This window comes from Variovorax sp. PAMC28562 (assembly GCF_014303735.1).
Classification (GTDB): domain Bacteria; phylum Pseudomonadota; class Gammaproteobacteria; order Burkholderiales; family Burkholderiaceae_C; genus Variovorax.
Genome location: NZ_CP060296.1, coordinates 3,225,053 through 3,241,072 on the forward strand (window position 1 = coordinate 3,225,053; position 16,020 = coordinate 3,241,072).

General features: G+C 62.7%; 13 protein-coding genes and 1 tRNA gene. 8 read left to right on the forward strand and 6 right to left on the reverse strand.

Annotated elements, in window-relative coordinates:
- Positions 1–103 precede the first annotated feature (103 nt).
- Genes nirB through H7F36_RS15205 form a run of 5 tightly spaced genes read left to right on the forward strand, consistent with a single transcriptional unit; the run spans position 104 to position 6,319 of the window.
- On the forward strand, positions 104–2,650 hold the full coding sequence (gene nirB, locus H7F36_RS15185) for a nitrite reductase large subunit NirB (RefSeq protein ID WP_187051611.1): 2,547 nt from the start codon (positions 104–106) through the stop codon (positions 2,648–2,650).
- Positions 2,651–2,670: 20 nt separating this feature from the next.
- Positions 2,671–3,012 (forward strand): nitrite reductase small subunit NirD, encoded by a 342-nt coding sequence (gene nirD, locus H7F36_RS15190; RefSeq protein ID WP_187051612.1) that lies wholly within the window; start codon positions 2,671–2,673, stop codon positions 3,010–3,012.
- A 60-nt stretch (positions 3,013–3,072) separates the two neighbouring features.
- Positions 3,073–3,885 carry a formate/nitrite transporter family protein gene (locus H7F36_RS15195; RefSeq protein ID WP_187051613.1) on the forward strand — a complete coding sequence of 271 codons (813 nt, stop codon included), beginning with the start codon at positions 3,073–3,075 and terminating at the stop codon, positions 3,883–3,885.
- A gap of 8 nt (positions 3,886–3,893) precedes the next feature.
- A complete protein-coding gene (locus H7F36_RS15200; RefSeq protein WP_187051614.1) occupies positions 3,894–5,630 on the forward strand; it encodes a bifunctional protein-serine/threonine kinase/phosphatase in 1,737 nt (578 codons plus the stop codon).
- 23 nt (positions 5,631–5,653) lie between these two features.
- Positions 5,654–6,319 carry a nucleoside/nucleotide kinase family protein gene (locus H7F36_RS15205; RefSeq protein WP_410003029.1) on the forward strand — a complete coding sequence of 222 codons (666 nt, stop codon included), beginning with the start codon at positions 5,654–5,656 and terminating at the stop codon, positions 6,317–6,319.
- A gap of 20 nt (positions 6,320–6,339) precedes the next feature.
- On the opposite strand, the gene H7F36_RS15210 is transcribed toward H7F36_RS15205, so the two are convergent.
- The 6 genes from H7F36_RS15210 to H7F36_RS15235 all read right to left on the reverse strand — a co-directional run bounded on the left by H7F36_RS15210 (position 6,340) and on the right by H7F36_RS15235 (position 11,796).
- Positions 6,340–7,590, reverse strand: coding sequence for an ROK family protein (locus tag H7F36_RS15210; RefSeq protein ID WP_187051615.1), 1,251 nt, complete (start codon positions 7,588–7,590; stop codon positions 6,340–6,342).
- Positions 7,578–8,390 carry an ATP-binding cassette domain-containing protein gene (locus H7F36_RS15215; protein WP_187051616.1) on the reverse strand — a complete coding sequence of 271 codons (813 nt, stop codon included), beginning with the start codon at positions 8,388–8,390 and terminating at the stop codon, positions 7,578–7,580. Before H7F36_RS15215 ends, H7F36_RS15210 begins: the two co-directional genes overlap by 13 nt.
- The gene (locus tag H7F36_RS15220) at positions 8,390–9,340 is read right to left on the reverse strand and encodes an ABC transporter permease (protein WP_187051617.1); all 951 of its coding nucleotides are present in this window, start codon (positions 9,338–9,340) and stop codon (positions 8,390–8,392) included. The genes H7F36_RS15215 and H7F36_RS15220 overlap by 1 nt, the downstream gene beginning before the upstream one ends.
- The gene (locus H7F36_RS15225) at positions 9,341–10,354 is read right to left on the reverse strand and encodes a sugar ABC transporter substrate-binding protein (RefSeq protein WP_187051618.1); all 1,014 of its coding nucleotides are present in this window, start codon (positions 10,352–10,354) and stop codon (positions 9,341–9,343) included.
- A 224-nt stretch (positions 10,355–10,578) separates the two neighbouring features.
- Positions 10,579–10,652, reverse strand: a tRNA-Gly gene (locus H7F36_RS15230).
- Positions 10,653–10,719: 67 nt separating this feature from the next.
- The gene (locus tag H7F36_RS15235) at positions 10,720–11,796 is read right to left on the reverse strand and encodes a hypothetical protein (RefSeq protein WP_187051619.1); all 1,077 of its coding nucleotides are present in this window, start codon (positions 11,794–11,796) and stop codon (positions 10,720–10,722) included.
- Between the two features lie 163 nt (positions 11,797–11,959).
- Here H7F36_RS15235 and H7F36_RS15240 point away from each other — a divergent pair, with 163 nt between their 5' ends.
- The 3 genes from H7F36_RS15240 to H7F36_RS15250 are packed head-to-tail and all read left to right on the forward strand — an operon-like array spanning position 11,960 to position 16,010.
- On the forward strand, positions 11,960–13,411 hold the full coding sequence (locus H7F36_RS15240) for an undecaprenyl-phosphate glucose phosphotransferase (RefSeq protein ID WP_222620383.1): 1,452 nt from the start codon (positions 11,960–11,962) through the stop codon (positions 13,409–13,411).
- Position 13,412: 1 nt separating this feature from the next.
- Positions 13,413–14,513, forward strand: a complete 1,101-nt coding sequence (locus tag H7F36_RS15245; RefSeq protein WP_187051620.1) for a glycosyltransferase — start codon at positions 13,413–13,415, stop codon at positions 14,511–14,513.
- 12 nt (positions 14,514–14,525) lie between these two features.
- Positions 14,526–16,010 carry a hypothetical protein gene (locus H7F36_RS15250; RefSeq protein ID WP_187051621.1) on the forward strand — a complete coding sequence of 495 codons (1,485 nt, stop codon included), beginning with the start codon at positions 14,526–14,528 and terminating at the stop codon, positions 16,008–16,010.
- Positions 16,011–16,020: the final 10 nt, after the last annotated feature.

The following is a 16,020-nucleotide window of genomic DNA, read 5'->3' on the forward strand; positions in this document are numbered from 1 at the left end:
CCGATTTGCATCCGTCTCCAACGAGCGGGGGCCGTGTCGACTCTGTAATGACAGCGTCGGCCACCGCTCCCTTTCACCGGACCGGCTGCGTGCAGGACACGACATGAAAATCGCAGTGATTGGCCACGGCATGGTGGGCCACAAATTTCTCGAACAGCTCCATGCGCTCGGCATCGCCGATGCACAGGTCACGGTGCTGTGCGAGGAGCCGCGCCCGGCCTACGACCGGGTTCATCTCTCTGAATTTTTTGCCGGCAAGACGGCTGAAGATCTGTCTCTGGTCGAGCCGGGCTTCTTCGAGCGCACCGGCTTCACCTTGCGACTGGCGGCTCGCGCAGTGGCCATCGAGCGCCGCGACAACACCGTCACCACCGCCGACGGCGAGGTGGTGCACTACGACAAGCTGGTGCTGGCCACGGGGTCGTCGCCCTTCGTGCCACCGGTGCCCGGCCGCGACCGCCCCAACTGCTTCGTCTATCGCACCATCGAAGACTTGGAAGCGATGAAGGAATGTGGCGCCCGCTCGAAGACCGGCGTGGTCGTGGGCGGCGGCTTGCTGGGACTCGAATGCGCCAAGGCGCTGCGCGACATGGGCCTGGAAACGCACGTCGTCGAATTTGCGCCGCGCCTGATGGCGGTGCAGGTCGACGAGGGCGGTGGCCGCGCGTTGCGCAACAGCATCGAGGCGCTCGGCCTGCACGTGCACACCGGCCGCAACACGGTCGAGATCGTCGACGGCGCGACCGCACGGCACCGCATGGTGTTCGCCGACGGCACCTGGCTGGAGACCGACATGATCGTGTTCTCCGCCGGCATTCGTCCGCGCGACGAATTGGCGCGGCAGAGCGTGCTGGCAATCGGCGCGCGGGGCGGCATCGCGGTCGACACCCATTGCCGCACCAGCGACCGCAACGTCTACGCCATCGGCGAATGCGCGGCGTGGAACGACCAGACCTTCGGCCTGGTGGCACCGGGCTACGACATGGCGCGCGTGGCCGCCAAGCACATCGCCGGGCAGGACGACGCCGCCTTTACCGGCGCCGACATGAGCACCAAACTCAAGCTGATGGGCGTCGATGTGGCGAGCATCGGCGACGCGCACGGCAAGACGCCGAAGTCGCGCGCCTACCAGTACATCAACGAGCACAAGCAGATCTACAAGAAGATCGTGGTCAGCGAAGACGGCAAGCAACTGCTGGGCGCGGTGCTGGTCGGCGATGCGGCCGAGTACGGCACCCTGCTGCAACTCGCGCTCAACGGCATCACGCTGCCGGCCGATCCGGAGTTCTTGATCCTGCCGTCGAGCGACGGCAAGGCCAGGCCCGGGCTCGGCGTGGAGGCGCTGCCCGACAGCGCCCAGATCTGCTCGTGCAACGACGTCAGCAAGGGTCAGATCTGCGCGGCGGTGGGCGAGGGCGTCTGCACCGCCGCCGGCATGAAGGCCTGCACCAAGGCTGGCGCTTCTTGCGGCGGCTGCGTGCCGCTGGTCACGCAGGTCATGAAGATGGAGATGGCAAAGCGCGGCATGGCGGTCAACAACCACCTGTGCGAACACTTCGCGTATTCGCGCCAGGAGCTGTATCACCTGGTGCGCGTCGGCGAGATCAAGACCTTCGCCGATCTGCTGGCCCAACACGGCAAGGGCCTGGGTTGCGACATCTGCAAGCCGACGGCCGCCAGTGTTTTCGCTTCGTGCTGGAACGACTTCGTCTTGAAGAAAGACTTGGCGAGCCTGCAGGACAGCAACGACTATTTCCTTGGCAACATCCAGAAAGACGGCAGCTATTCGGTGGTGCCTCGCATGCCGGGCGGCGAGGTCACGGCAGACGGCCTGATCGCCGTCGGCCAGGTCGCAAAGAAATACGGCCTGTACACCAAGATCACCGGCGGCCAGCGTGTGGATTTGTTCGGTGCGCGCGTCGAACAGCTGCCGCCGATCTGGGAAGAACTGATCGCCGCCGGCTTCGAGTCCGGCCATGCTTATGGCAAGTCGTTGCGCACGGTGAAGAGCTGCGTCGGCTCGACCTGGTGCCGCTACGGCGTGGACGACAGCATGGGCATGGCGATCGAACTGGAGAACCGCTACAAGGGTCTGCGCACGCCGCACAAGATCAAGTTCGGCGTGTCGGGTTGCACCCGCGAATGCGCCGAGGCACAGAGCAAGGACGTCGGCATCATCGCCACCGAAAAGGGCTGGAACCTCTATGTGTGCGGCAACGGCGGCATGAAGCCGCGCCACGCGGAGTTGATCGCGTCCGACCTGAGCAAGGCCGAGCTGGTCAGGCTGGTCGACCGCTTTTTGATGTTCTACGTGCACACCGCCGACAGGCTGCAGCGCACCAGCACCTGGCGCGACAACCTCGAAGGTGGGCTCGACTACCTGAAGGACGTGCTCATTCAGGACACGCTGGGGCTCGGCGCCCAACTCGAAGCCGAGATGCAGCACGTGGTCGACACCTACCAGTGCGAGTGGAAGACGGCCGTCAACGACCCGGCCACGCGCCAGCGCTTTCGCTCCTTCGTCAACAGCGACAAGAAGGACGAGCACATCGTGTTCGTGGAAGAGCGCGGCCAGATCCGGCCGGCTCGTGCCGAAGAGCGCGAAGCGGAGGCCGAAACCTCTGGCGCCAACTCCACCGCCACCGCCTGAACATCCGAGGACATCTCACCATGACCACTGAAACTCTCCACTGGACTGCCGTGTGCGCGGCCACCGACATCCTGCCCGACACCGGCGTGTGCGCGCTGGTCGACGGGGTGCACGTCGCGATCTTTCACATCGGCTCGCTGCAACAGTTTTTCGCCATCGACAACGTCGAACCCAAGTCGCGGGCCAGCGTGCTGTCGCGCGGTCTGGTGGGCAGCCTGGGCGATCGCATCGTCGTCGCGTCGCCGCTCTACAAGAACCACTTCGACCTGCGCAACGGCGAATGCATCGAATCCCCGGAGTACTCGGTGCGCGCCCATGCGGTGCGCATCGAACAAGGCAGCGTGCAGGTCGCACTGGCCTGAGACGCGCGCTTTATTCGCTCCTGTTCGCCCCCTTTTTTCTTTCAGTTTCCAAGGAATCCCATGGCCTATCTAGCCCCTGCCGAGTTCGTGACCAAGATGGTCGATGCCGGCGAATCCAAGCTCCTCATGTCGACCCGCGACACGCTGATTCGCTCGTACATGGCCGGCGCCATCCTGGCGTTGGCAGCAGCTTTTGCCGTCACCATTACCGTCAACACGGGCAACGCGCTGGTCGGTGCGATGCTGTTCCCGGTCGGTTTCATCATGCTGTACCTGATGGGCTTCGACCTGCTCACCGGGGTGTTCACGCTCGCGCCGCTGGCCGTGCTGGACAAGCGTCCCGGGGCCACCTGGGCCGGCGTGCTGCGCAACTGGGGCCTGGTGTTCGTCGGCAACTTTGCAGGCGCACTGACGGTCGCGGTGTTCATGGCGATCATCTTCACCTTCGGCTTCAGCGAGGCCCCCAACGCCATCGGCGAGCGGCTCGGCCACATCGGCGAAGGCCGCACGCTGGGCTATCAGGCGCACGGCGCTGCCGGCATGCTGACGCTGTTCATCCGCGGCGTGATGTGCAACTGGATGGTGTCGACCGGCGTCGTCGCCGCCATGATGTCGACCACCGTGTCGGGCAAGGCGATCGGCATGTGGATGCCGGTGATGATCTTTTTCTACATGGGCTTCGAGCATTCCATCGTCAACATGTTCCTTTTCCCCACCGGCTTGATGTTGGGCGGCAAATTCACCCTGATGGACTACTTCATCTGGAACGAGATCCCGACGGTGCTGGGCAATCTGGTCGGCGGACTGACCTTCGTCGGCCTGACGCTCTACTCGACGCACTACAAGACGGCGCCCAAGCGCGTCGTGCGCTGAAGCCTCGCTTGCGCAAGACATTGCGGGTCACGCTCGGTCAGCACTCGCTGGCCGGTATCAAGTCCGTCAACCAGGACTTTCATGGCGCGATGCTGCCGGAGGGGGCGCTGCGAACGTCCAAAGGCATCGCGGTGGCGATGGCCGACGGCATCGGCTCCAGCCGCGTCAGCCAGGTCGCCAGCGCGGCGGCGGTGCGCGGCTTTCTCGACGACTACTACGCGACCTCCGATGCCTGGTCCGTGCGCCGCTCGGCCCAACGCGTACTGAGCGCCACCAACTCGTGGCTGCACGCGCAGACGATGCGCAGCGACGCCCGCTTCGACAAGGACAGCGGCTATGTCTGCACCTTCAGCGCGCTCATCTTCAAGGGCCGCGACGTGCACATGCTGCACGTGGGCGACGCGCGCATCTATCGGCTGCATCCGCACGCGCTGGAGCAACTCACCGAAGACCATCGCGTTCACCTGTCGTCGGTCGAGTCGTACCTGGGGCGGGCGCTGGGCGCCGACTCGAACGTCGACATCGACTACAGCGACTGGGCCGCCGAGGTCGGCGAGATCTACTTGCTGGCGACCGATGGCGCCTATGCCCATCTGGACGCGGAAGCCGTGCACGACGCGCTCGCCCGGTGCGGCGACGACTTCGACGAAGCGGCTCGGCTGCTGGTGATTGCAGCCCGGGACAAGGGCAGCGACGACGATGCCACCGTGCAGCTGTTGCGCATCGACGAACTCCCGGCCGCCGACGCCGCGCAGCTGCAGTTGCAGCGGCAGGCCCTTGCCATATCGCCGCCGTTGGCGCCACGGGCGAGCTTCGAAGGCTTCACGCTCGTGCGCGAACTGCAGGTGAGTGCGCGCAGCCATGTGCACCTTGCCGTGGACGACGCCACCGGGCAGCAAGTGGTGCTCAAGCTGCCTTCTGTCGACATGCGCGAAGACACCGACTACCTCGACCGTTTCGTGCTCGAAGAGTGGGTGGCGCGGCGCGTCGACAGCCCGCATGTTCTGAAGGCGAGCGCCATCGACCGGCCGCGCGACCATCTGTACGTCGCGATGGAGTACGTCGAAGGCCAGACGCTGGCGCAGTGGATGGTCGACCACCCGAAGCCGGGGCTGGACAGCGTGCGTGGCCTCATCGAGCAACTGGCGCTGGGGCTGCAGGCGCTGCATGGCCGGGAAATGCTGCACCAGGACCTTCGCCCGGAGAACGTGATGATCGACCGCACCGGCACGGTCAAGATCATCGACCTCGCTTCGGCCCACGTGGCGGGCCTGGCCGAGAGCGCCGGCGCGCGCGATGCGCTCGTCATCGTCGGAACCTTGCAGTACACGGCGCCCGAATACTTCGTCGGGCATGGCGGTAGCGTTCGCTCCGATCTGTTTTCTTTGGCCGTCATCGCCTACCAGATGCTCACGGGGCAACTGCCGTACGGCCTGCACGCATCGCGGGTCCGTTCACCTGCCGACGTCGCTCGGTTGCGCTACCTGCCGGTGCGCCACTTCCGGCCCGACCTGCCCGCATGGATCGATGCCGTGATGCAAAAGGCACTGCACCCCAGCCCTGCGAAGCGGCAAGAGGCTGTATCCGAATTCGCACACGACCTTCGCGCGCCCGGACAGGAGTTTTTGCAGATGCGAACCTTGCCGCTCATCGAAAGACACCCGGTGCGGTTCTGGCAATGCACCACCGGGCTGCTGGTTGTTATCGTTGTCGTTTTGCTGGGCCTGCACGTTTTGGGGCACTGAACGTTTTTCGATAAGGACTCACGATGTCGACAGCGACCCCCACGATGCCATCTGCTCTTCCTTCGGTTTCCGTGCCACGGCGTTTCCTGGAGCACGTGCAAGACCTGCTGGCCGACGGGCAACGAAAAATACTGGGCCTCGTCGGACCACCGGGTGCCGGCAAGTCCACGCTGGCCGTCGCGTTGCAACGCGAGTTCGCAGCGCTGTCGCAAGTGGTGCCGATGGATGGTTTCCACTTCGCCAACATCGAACTGCGGCGCCTCGGCCGCGCCAACAGGAAGGGCGCACCCGACACTTTCGATACGGGTGGCTACCTGAGCTTGTTGCAGCGGCTGCGTCAGCAAGACAAGGGCGAGATCGTCTATGCGCCGGAGTTTCGCCGCGACCTCGAAGAGCCGATCGCCGGCGCCATCGCGGTTCATGCCAAAACGCAACTGGTCATCACCGAAGGCAACTACCTGCTGCACGACGAAGGCGCCTGGGCCAGCATCGCGGGGCTGCTCGACGAAGTCTGGTTCGTCGATGTCGACGACGGGCTGCGAAACGATCGACTCGTACAGCGGCACCAGCAGTTCGGCCGCAGCCACGAAGCGGCACTCGCCTGGGTCGCCGGCACCGACGAACCCAACGCACGCCTGATCGACGCCACGAAAACGCGCGCCGACCTCTTATTCAGCTGGGGCGAATGACCGCAGCTTGCCGACCGAACTCAGGTCGACGTCTTGTCGAGCTTGAGAAACAGATCGCGGTCCGGCGCGAAGTTGGCGTGCAGCGGCAGCAACGCGCCGCCCAGCGCGCGCGCGTCCGAGCCGGTGGTGCCAGGCAGCACCTCGGGGCATTCGACGCCTTCCCAGTTGTAGCGGCCTTTCGCCTTGTCGATGGCGTCGAGCATGGCGGCCAGCATGTCGCGGCTGAACGAACCATCGACGATCACGCCTTCCAGGTCGAGCAGGCACGCCGCGCCGTGGATCGCAAAGACGATCGCGTAGGCCGCTTCGTCGAGCCACTGCTGCGTGATGGCGCGCCACGGCGCCTGCAACGCGCGGTCGTCAGCGACAGCGGCGGGGTCGAGCTTGGCGGCCTCGTACAAGCGCTCCAGCGTGATGAGCGAAGCCACGCTCAGCAACTGCGCTGGCGCGGCTGTGTCGCCCGGCGCCGCACGATTCAGCGCCAGTGAACCCACCGCGCCCGCATTGCCGTTGAGCCCGCCCTGCAGATGGCTGTCGATGACCAGGCCACCGCCGATGAAGGTGTCCACGAAGACGTAGACGAAGCTGCGCACGCTCCGGCCGCGACCCGCCACCAGCTCGGCGACACATGCTGCCGCCGTGTCCTTGACGAAAGTCACGGGCAACCCCGAAAGCTCCGCGACCTTGGCGCGCACGTCGGTACGGTTCCAGGCCAGCGCGCGTTTGGCATCGACCCCCATCAGCGCCTGCCAGCCGCCGAGCGACAACGGCGCCGCGATGCCGATGCCCTGCAATCGCTCCAGCCCGGACGCACCGAGCAGCCCGCGAAACTCCGCCAGCCGCAGGGCGATTTCTTCGAACACCGCCTCCGGCGTCGGGTAGTCGTAGGCCAGGCTGCGACGCGCACGCACCGCGCCGGTGAAGTCGACCAGCAGCATGTCGAGGCTGCGCCGCCCGAGCTTGATACCGATGGAAAACGCGCCGTCCGGATTCAGTGCCAGCGGCACCGACGGCTGCCCGACTTTGCCGCGCAGCAAGGCGCCGCGCAGCAGCAGCCCGTCTTCGATCAGGCGCTTGGTGATGAGCGAAATGGTCTGCGGCGTGAGTTGCGTGAGGCGTGCCAGCGCCGCGCCGGGGAGGGCGCCGTGGTTGCGGATCGCCTGCAGCACCACGCGCTCGTTGTATTGCCTCAGCCCGCCCTGGCTCGACCCGCGAGGGCGCAGCCGGCCCGCCTCTTGTGCGGACTCACCCGCCCCGTTCACGCGAGGCATTCGGCCGGCAACTGCTCGGGCGGCAACGCGCCTGTCATCACTGCCACCGTGTCGCTCATGCTGATCTTCTTCGGGTTGAGCACCGCGCCGCGCTTGCCCAGTCGCGCCACGTGGATGCGATCGGCGATCTCGAAGACGTGCGGCATGTTGTGACTGATAAGCACCACCGGCAGCCCCTTGTCGCGCACCCGGCGGATCAGCTCCAGCACCATGTTGCCCTCCTTGACGCCCAGCGCCGCGGTCGGCTCGTCGAGGATGACGACGTGGTGCGCGAACGCCGCTGCGCGCGCCACCGCGACGCATTGCCGCTGCCCACCCGACAACGTTTCGACCGCCTGCGTCATCGAGCGAATGCCGACCTTCAGGTCGTTCATCCGCATCACGCTTTCTTCCAGCATCCGCTTCTTGTCGAGCATGCGCAGCACGTTGCCGGCAAAGCCTTCGCGGCGGATTTCTCGGCCGAGAAACAGGTTCTCGGCGATCGTCATCGCGGGCGCTACTGCCAGGTCTTGGTACACCGTTTCGATGCCGACACGGCGCGCGTCGATCGGCCCCTTGAAGTGGATTACCTTGCCGTCCAGGATGATCTCGCCTTCGTCCGGCACGGTGGCACCGGAGAGGCACTTGATCAGCGACGACTTGCCCGCGCCGTTGTCGCCGATGACGGCCAGGATCTCGCCGGCGCGCAGCTCGAAGTCGGCGCCGTCGAGTGCAACGACTTGTCCATAGCGCTTTATCAGGCCCTTGGCCTGCATCACGATGCGCGGGGTCGCTGCAATGGGAGTGGTGCTCGCGTCCATCAACGTGCTCCTTTGCGCGACAGCTGGTCCACCGTCACCGCGACGATCACCAGGATGCCGGTGATCAGCACTTGGTAGACGGAAGACACGCCCATCAACGTCAACCCGTTGCGCAGCACGCCGACGACGATCGCGCCGACCAGCGAGCCGAGAATCATGCCGCGCCCGCCGAACAAACTGGTGCCGCCGAGCACCACCGCGGTGATGGCGTCGAGGTTCTCCGTCTGCCCCGCGTTTGGGTCGCCGACACCGGTGCGCGCCACCGACAGCAGCGACGCGATACCGTAGAAGACGCCTGCCAGCACATACACGCCGAGCAGCACGCGCTCGGGCGGAATGCCCACCAGCCGCGTTGCTTCCGGGTTGTTGCCCACCGCGTAGATGTGCCGTCCGCTGGCGGTTTCGCGCAGCCAGAACCAAACGCCCAGATACAGCAGGATCATCAGCACCGTGCCGTAGGCGATGTTGGTGCCGCCCAATGCGAAAGTGCTGCCGAGCCAATTCATCATCGGCGGCACCTCGGTCACCGTCTGTGCACCCGAATAGAGCTGCGTGATGGCAAAGGCGATGTTGAAAGTGCCCAGCGTCACGATGAAAGGCGGCAGCTTGATGCGCGTCACCAGCAGGCCGTTGAGCAACCCGAAGGCGGCCGTTACGCCGATGCCCGCCAGGATCGCCAGCGGTGCCGGCAAGCCGAGGTCGGCCGCCAGCTTGGTCATGACGATGCTGCCCAGCGCCATGATCATTCCGCACGACAGGTCGATGCCCGCAGTAAGGATGATCAGCGTCTGGCCGATGGCGATGACGCCGACGACCGTCACCTGCTGCAGGATCAGCGAAAAGTTCTCGCCGCTGAAGAAACGGTCAGTGGTGGTGCCGAAGGCGATGCACGCGATCAGCAGTGCGATAAACGGGCCGAGCTGCCCGATCGGGGGCAGTTTGCCCTTCACTTACTTCTTGCCCCAGCAGAGATCGGTGCCGACCTTCACGTCCTTGCTGTCGACGCCGGTCACCGGCTTGGCCGAGATCAGCGTCACGCCGGTATCGGTATAGCCGCTGGCCTTCTTGCCGGTGGTGGCGTAGTCGATGCCGGCGGCAACGCCCATCGCGGCCATCTTCAGCGGGTACTGCTGCGAGGTCGCGGCGATCTTGCCGGCAGAGACATCCTTGATGCCGTCGCAACCGCCGTCGACCGAAACGATCATCACGCCTTTCTCTTTGCCGGCCTTTTGCAGCGCGTTGTACGCACCGGCCGCGGCGGGCTCGTTGATGGTGTAGACCAGGTTGATGTCGGGGTTCTTCTGCAGGCAGTTTTCCATCGCGGTCTGGCCCTTGGCGCGGTCACCGAAGCTGTCGGCCATGCACACCACTTCAGCCGGCTTGGCCAGTTCGTTGATCTTGGCGTCGAAGCTCTTCAGGCCAAAGCCTTGCAGGAAACCGTTGTGCCGTTGCGCGCCGACCGGGTGGCCGGGCAGCAGGTCGAGCGTGGCGATCTTCACCGGCTTGCCCGCCATCGCCGCCTTGGCGTACTGACCGATCAGGATGCCGGCCTGGTAGTTGTCGGTCGCGAAGAGGGCGTCGGTGGCGCTGGCCGGATCGGTCGGGCTGTCGAGCGCGATCACCATCACGCCCTTGTCTTGCGCCTTCTTGATGGCGGGAATGATCGCCTTCGAATCGTTGGGCGTGATGAGGATGGTCTTGGCGCCTGCGGCAATCATGTTTTCCATCGCAGCCACTTGGCCCGCGTTGTCGCCATCGGCCTTGCCTGCGCCCGAAAGCAGCTTGGCGCCCTTGGCCTTGGCCTCCGCGGTGGCGCCTTCTTTCATCTTCACGAAGAAGGGGTTGGTCTCGGTCTTGGTAACCAGGCCGATGATCGGCTCGGCTGCATGGGCGGGCGCCCAGGCGGCGAGGGCGGCGGAGGTCAGGGCGGCAGTCACGGCAGCGGTGAGGGTCAGCTTGATCATGGGATTTGTCTCCAGTTTTGGTCGAAAAGTATTGGCGGGGCACGCCAGAGTTTCGGGACTTGGAGTTAATAAATCAAGTGGATTGATTAATGGAAAACCCGGAGATTGGGATGCCACTGACCAACGGTTGTTGGCCAGCACACGCAGTGCGTTGGAAAGGAGGGGAATCGAGCGAAAGTCAGCGGCTGCCAACTGCTCGTGAGGCGTGTGTGATGCGCTTTTGATGGAGCGGGCGAAGAGAATCGAACTCTCGTCAGTTGCTTGGGAAGCAACAGCTCTGCCATTGAGCTACGCCCGCGGTTCGAGGCGAATTCTAAACGGGCGATCTGGCGGGCAACTCGGCCGGCTTACCCGTGACGTGAATCTCAATAAGAAGTCATTTCAAAGGCCGGAAATCCTCTGGCCTGCCGCCTTGATCTGGCGGCAGGACGCCGCTTCCGAGCAAGAAGCACGTTGTTAACCGCCAGCGCAACCGTATAGAGCGCTCCTAAAGCCAACGCCACCCGCATCGCCACCCTGCGCTTTGCCAGCTTCAAACGAGAGAAGGGCAGCAGCGGGCCTGCCGCGAAGCGATAGAACCATTCGCCGGCTACGTTGGGTGGTTTGCCTTGGAGCGCTCGTCGCACGTGCTGCCCTTGCCATGGCTTGAACGACCCGACGGCGTGTGAAAAGTGCTTTCCGCCTGGTGCGAGATCCATTGCCTCTGGCCCAAAGGTTTCTAGCCGGGTGGTGGAAAGCGACAACGTGAAGTTCAGCGCGTCTTCATCCGCCGAGTGAAAGAGGTGATCGGCCTCGCCGACCCGGCGCTGTTGCAGCGATCCGCCGCTGTGCGCAGCAACGATCCCGCAGATCCGCTGCCAGGCGCGCAGCACGTCGATTTGCGCCCGTGCAACCCCGACGAAGCCCGCGTTGTAGTACCGCTCCAGCGGCCGCACAGGCTTCTCCCCATAACCAGCGAAGAACGCCTGCCAACGCGCTCGTTTGGGGTGATGCGAAGGCATCGACCAGTTCAGGTCCTCGACCAGAGCGACCCCATCCGGCGTGACCCACTGCTCGATTGCAGTCCAGTCGCATTTCACGACCATGTCCGGGTCCATGTAGCTCACCGCACCCACATCGGGTGCGAGCCGTTCCAGGACGTCGAGCATGAAAGTCGGCTTGTAGAAGGTCAGGCTCACCGGTGGATTGAGCTCGACGGTTTTTAGCTGGATCGTTGGCGTGACCTGCAGGCATTTGGTGACGGCGTTGAACCCGTTCCCATTGACGATCCACGACGGCAGTGGCCCCCGATGCCCGACCCAGACCGTCCCTTGGTAGCCCGCAGCCGCTAGCGAATTCACCAGCCCGGCAACGCCGTAGTGGTAGTGGCCTTCGAAGAGCGTGCAGATGGCGGTTTCCATTGGCGGAAATGATCCCGTAAATAAGGCGGTCGAGGTGAACATCTTTGTCGTTTGTCACATCGCATCGCCACAATTGCAAACAATGTCACGTCGCAATGTGGTTTACCCTAGCCACAAGTTCACAACGAGCCGAAAAAGTCGCACTTTAGTTCTATCTAATGCCATAGACTACGGTCGAGTTACTTTTAGTTTCAGTGGTTAAAAATTGGTTAACTATTGGTTTCCGGGAGATTTGATGCTGTCTAGTTCCGCAACCGGCTTCCGCGAAAGCCCGCTGATCGCTCTTGGAAGGGTCAACCCGTTGTTGGGCTTGATCCTGCGAGCGGGCGACCTTGGCATCTTTGTAGCCAGTGGAATGTTGGCCTTCGCAGTTCGATTCGGCAGCGTCGAGATGGGCGCCGACTACATGCACACCATCAGCCGTGGCGTGCTCTTCGCCGTCATCGTCCTCAACGGCAGTTCGCTGTACCGGCGCTGGCGTGGCCGCTCGACGGCCGCGGAGCTCCTGAAGGTAATGACGCTTTGGCCGCTCATGTTCTGCCTGATGGCGGTGTATGCGCTTGCGATGAGAGATGGTCACGACACATCACGCTTATGGTGGGGTGGTTGGTTCGGCCTGAGCATCACGGGGGCCTTGCTTTTGAGAATGGCTGTTGGGGCAGCCGTACGCTGGGTCAGCGCTCAGAAGATAGATACGCGTATTTCTGTCGTGGTCGGCGCAAACCCCGAGGCACAGGGCTTGGTCGATGCCATTCGGCGAGACGATTCGTGCGGAATCGAAGTCCGTGGCTGGTTTGCCACGCATGCCGACCGCGGGGAATTGACCGGTGCGCCCATGCTCGGGCGGCTAGATAACCTTGGCGAGTACGTCGCGTCACGCAACGTCGACCTAGTTTGGCTGGCATTGCCCATGCGCGATCAAGCGAAGATCGCCTTCGCTCTCGACCAGCTAAAGCATTCAACAGCAGACATCAAGCTGGTGCCCGATCTTTTCGGTTTGCATCTGTTGAACCACTCGGTCGAAGAAATCGCCGGCTTGCCGGTGATCACACTGCAACAAACGCCGTTGTTGGGCAGGGCACGTCTAATCAAGGCGGTCGAGGACTTCGCCTTGTCGACGTTGATTCTCTTCATGATCTCTCCGCTGATGATCACGATTGCTATTGCAGTGAAGCTCAGTTCGCCTGGGCCTGTGTTCTATCGACAGCAGCGCGTGAGCTGGAACAACAAGACGTTTGACATGCTTAAGTTTCGGTCGATGCCGACCGATGCAGAGCAAAAGACCGGTGCGGTTTGGGCCAGAGCCGGCGAATCACGGTCGACGCAAGTCGGCGCATTCCTGCGCAAGACGAGCCTCGATGAATTGCCTCAGTTCCTCAATGTGTTGTTGGGTGATATGTCCATCGTCGGACCGCGTCCGGAGCGACCTGTATTCGTCGAGCAGTTCAAGAACGAGATCCCTTCGTATATGAAAAAGCACATGGTCAAGGCCGGCATTACTGGGTGGGCACAGGTCAATGGCTGGCGCGGTTCCACAGATTTGACCAAGCGCATCGAGTGCGACATCGAATACATCGAGAACTGGTCGCTGGGCTTCGACTTGAAAATCATTGTCTTGACGCTGTTCAAGGGCTTTATCAACAAGAACGCCTACTGACGTGAAGGTTGCCATCGTTCACTACTGGCTGGTCGGCATGCGCGGTGGTGAAAAAGTTGTAGAAGTGCTGTGCGATCTGTATCCCGAGGCAGATATCTTCACGCTGGTGTGCGACCCGGCTGCCATCTCCGAGAAGCTCAAGCGCCATCGCATCACGACATCGTTCTTGCAAAAACTAGGCGGCGTGCGGCATTACCAAAAGATGCTGCCGTTGATGCCCTATGCCCTGGAGTCTTTCGATCTCACTGGCTACGACTTGATCATCTCCAGCGAGTCAGGTCCGGCCAAGGGCATCATTCCAGGTCCAGACTCCACTCATATTTGCTACTGCCATTCGCCGATGCGCTACATCTGGGACTTGTATCCGCAGTACCGTTCCGCGGCGGGATCTTTGACTCGTGCCTTGATGTCGCTGACTGCGCCGTCGCTGCGCCAGTGGGACGTAAGTACGTCGCATCGCGTCGACCATTTCATTGCTAACTCCGCCTATGTGGCGCGAAGGATCGAGAAGTATTACCGACGCACTTCCCATGTCGTGAACCCGCCCGTCGACCTCGCACGCTTCGAGCCGGTCGATGCACCGGGGGACTACTACCTGTGTGCAGGTCAGATCACGCCTTACAAGAAGGTTGAAATCGCCGTGGAGGCGTGCACCCGCATGGGTAGGCGGCTTGTCGTTATCGGCTCGGGTGCAGGCCCAGCGCTCCGGCAGCTTGCTGGCCCTACCGTCGAGTTTTTAGGCGCTGTCGACGACGCCACCATGGCGCATCACTTCGCTCATTGCAAGGCGCTTCTTTTCCCTGGGGTCGAAGACTTCGGGATCGTTCCTTTGGAAGTGATGGCGAGTGGGCGGCCCGTCATAGCCTATGCAAAAGGCGGCGCACTAGAGACAGTCGTCGAAGGCAGCACGGGCTTGTTCTTCGCCGAACAAACCACAGAAGCCATGGTCGACGTGATAGGGCATTTCGAGGCTGTTGCAAGCTCATTTCGCTCCGAGGTGGCTCACTCGCATGCAGCCACTTTTGATACGGTCGTATTCCGGGCACGGATGGCCGAGCTTATCGGCTCGTTGGTTGCCACGCCCCCACGGCTTGCAACCTGACAGGGCGGCCACATGGAGCTAATCCCGGTCGGCATATTCTGGAGCGTTGCGCTGTGGGCCTTGTTCCAGAAGAAGCAGGTGTTGATTTACCTGTTCTTCGCATCCATGCCGTTCGGTTCTTTTGCTGCAATCCCCACCGAGTTGACCGCGGGGCTGACCCTAACGCCGACACCTATCGTCGCCATGCTGCTGATAGCGCGTGAACTTGGCAATGCACGCGGCTTGACGAAAGCGCTAGACGCTGCCTTGAAGTCATCCGGCTTGCTGCTGCTGTTTCTTTTTTGGCTAGTGGCCGCTGTGGTCACCCTCTTCATGCCGCGCTTTTTTGCCGGTCAGGTCGAAGTGGTGCCAGTGCGCGCGGGCGCATTGGCCTCGGACACGGCAATGCTCGCGCCCACTGTTCAAAACCTCTCTCAGTTGGTGTATGTCAGCATTTCGGTACTGGCCGTTTTTGCCTTCGCAAGTGTCTTGCGCGGCGAGGGCATGCGCCGACACGCCCTGAGTGCTTTGTGCCTGGGTGCGGCCTTCACGGTCTTTACGGGATTTCTTGATTTTGCGTCGCAATACTTGCCTCTTCAGTCGTTCATGGAAGTCTTTCGCACGGCCAGCTACGCACTTATTACCGAGGCAGAAGTTCAGGATGTCAAGCGCGTCGTAGGCTTGATGCCTGAGGCATCGTCTTTCGGCAGTCTCTCTTTGAATTTTCTGACGTCGCTCTACTTTTTTCGACGGGCGATGCGGTCCGGGCATCTTCGTGATCGCGTGGTTCCGGCTTTGATGGGCTTGCTGCTCCTGCTCGTGTGGATGTCGACCTCATCGGCAGCGTATCTTGGTCTGGGCCTTTTCGGCGCGGCGGCGGCTGCGGAGTGGTGCTGGCGATTCTTCGCGTCAGACCGCAATCACTATCTTCGCCATGGTCTTATGGGCGAGTTTTGGTTAGGTGCCGTGGCCGTATGGGCCATTCTTCTGGTCGTTATCGTTGTCCCCAACGTCCTGACTCCACTGCTAGACATGGTCAACGTGACGGTGCTGCAAAAGGCGAACACCAGTTCGTTCGAAGAGCGAGGAATGTGGACCCAGATGTCCTGGAACGCGCTGTTGGCAACTCATGGTTTGGGAGTCGGTCTGGGCGGCAGTCGCGCCTCGAATTTTGCAGTGGCCCTTGTCAGTAATGTGGGATTGGCCGGCGCAGCGCTCTATTTCCTTTTTGTTTTGCAGTGCTTTTTTGTGCGGCGGGCAGGGCGTAGGGACGCCGAGGGAAGTGCTCTCTTATCGGCCGCCCGCTGGTCGTATCTACCCATGTTTTTTGTCAGTCTGACTATTGGCACTACGCCGGACTTCGGTTTGTCCAATGCGTTCCTGTACGGGTTTGCGGTAGCAATTGCCCATAAGATCCTTCAACGCGCCGTCTGGCCCACCGAGGTTCATCGGCTTTTGAGCACCCCGCGTTTCAGGGCGCCGCAAGTGCGCAGCAGACGGAGTGCCCGCATTGACTGAGCAACCGAGC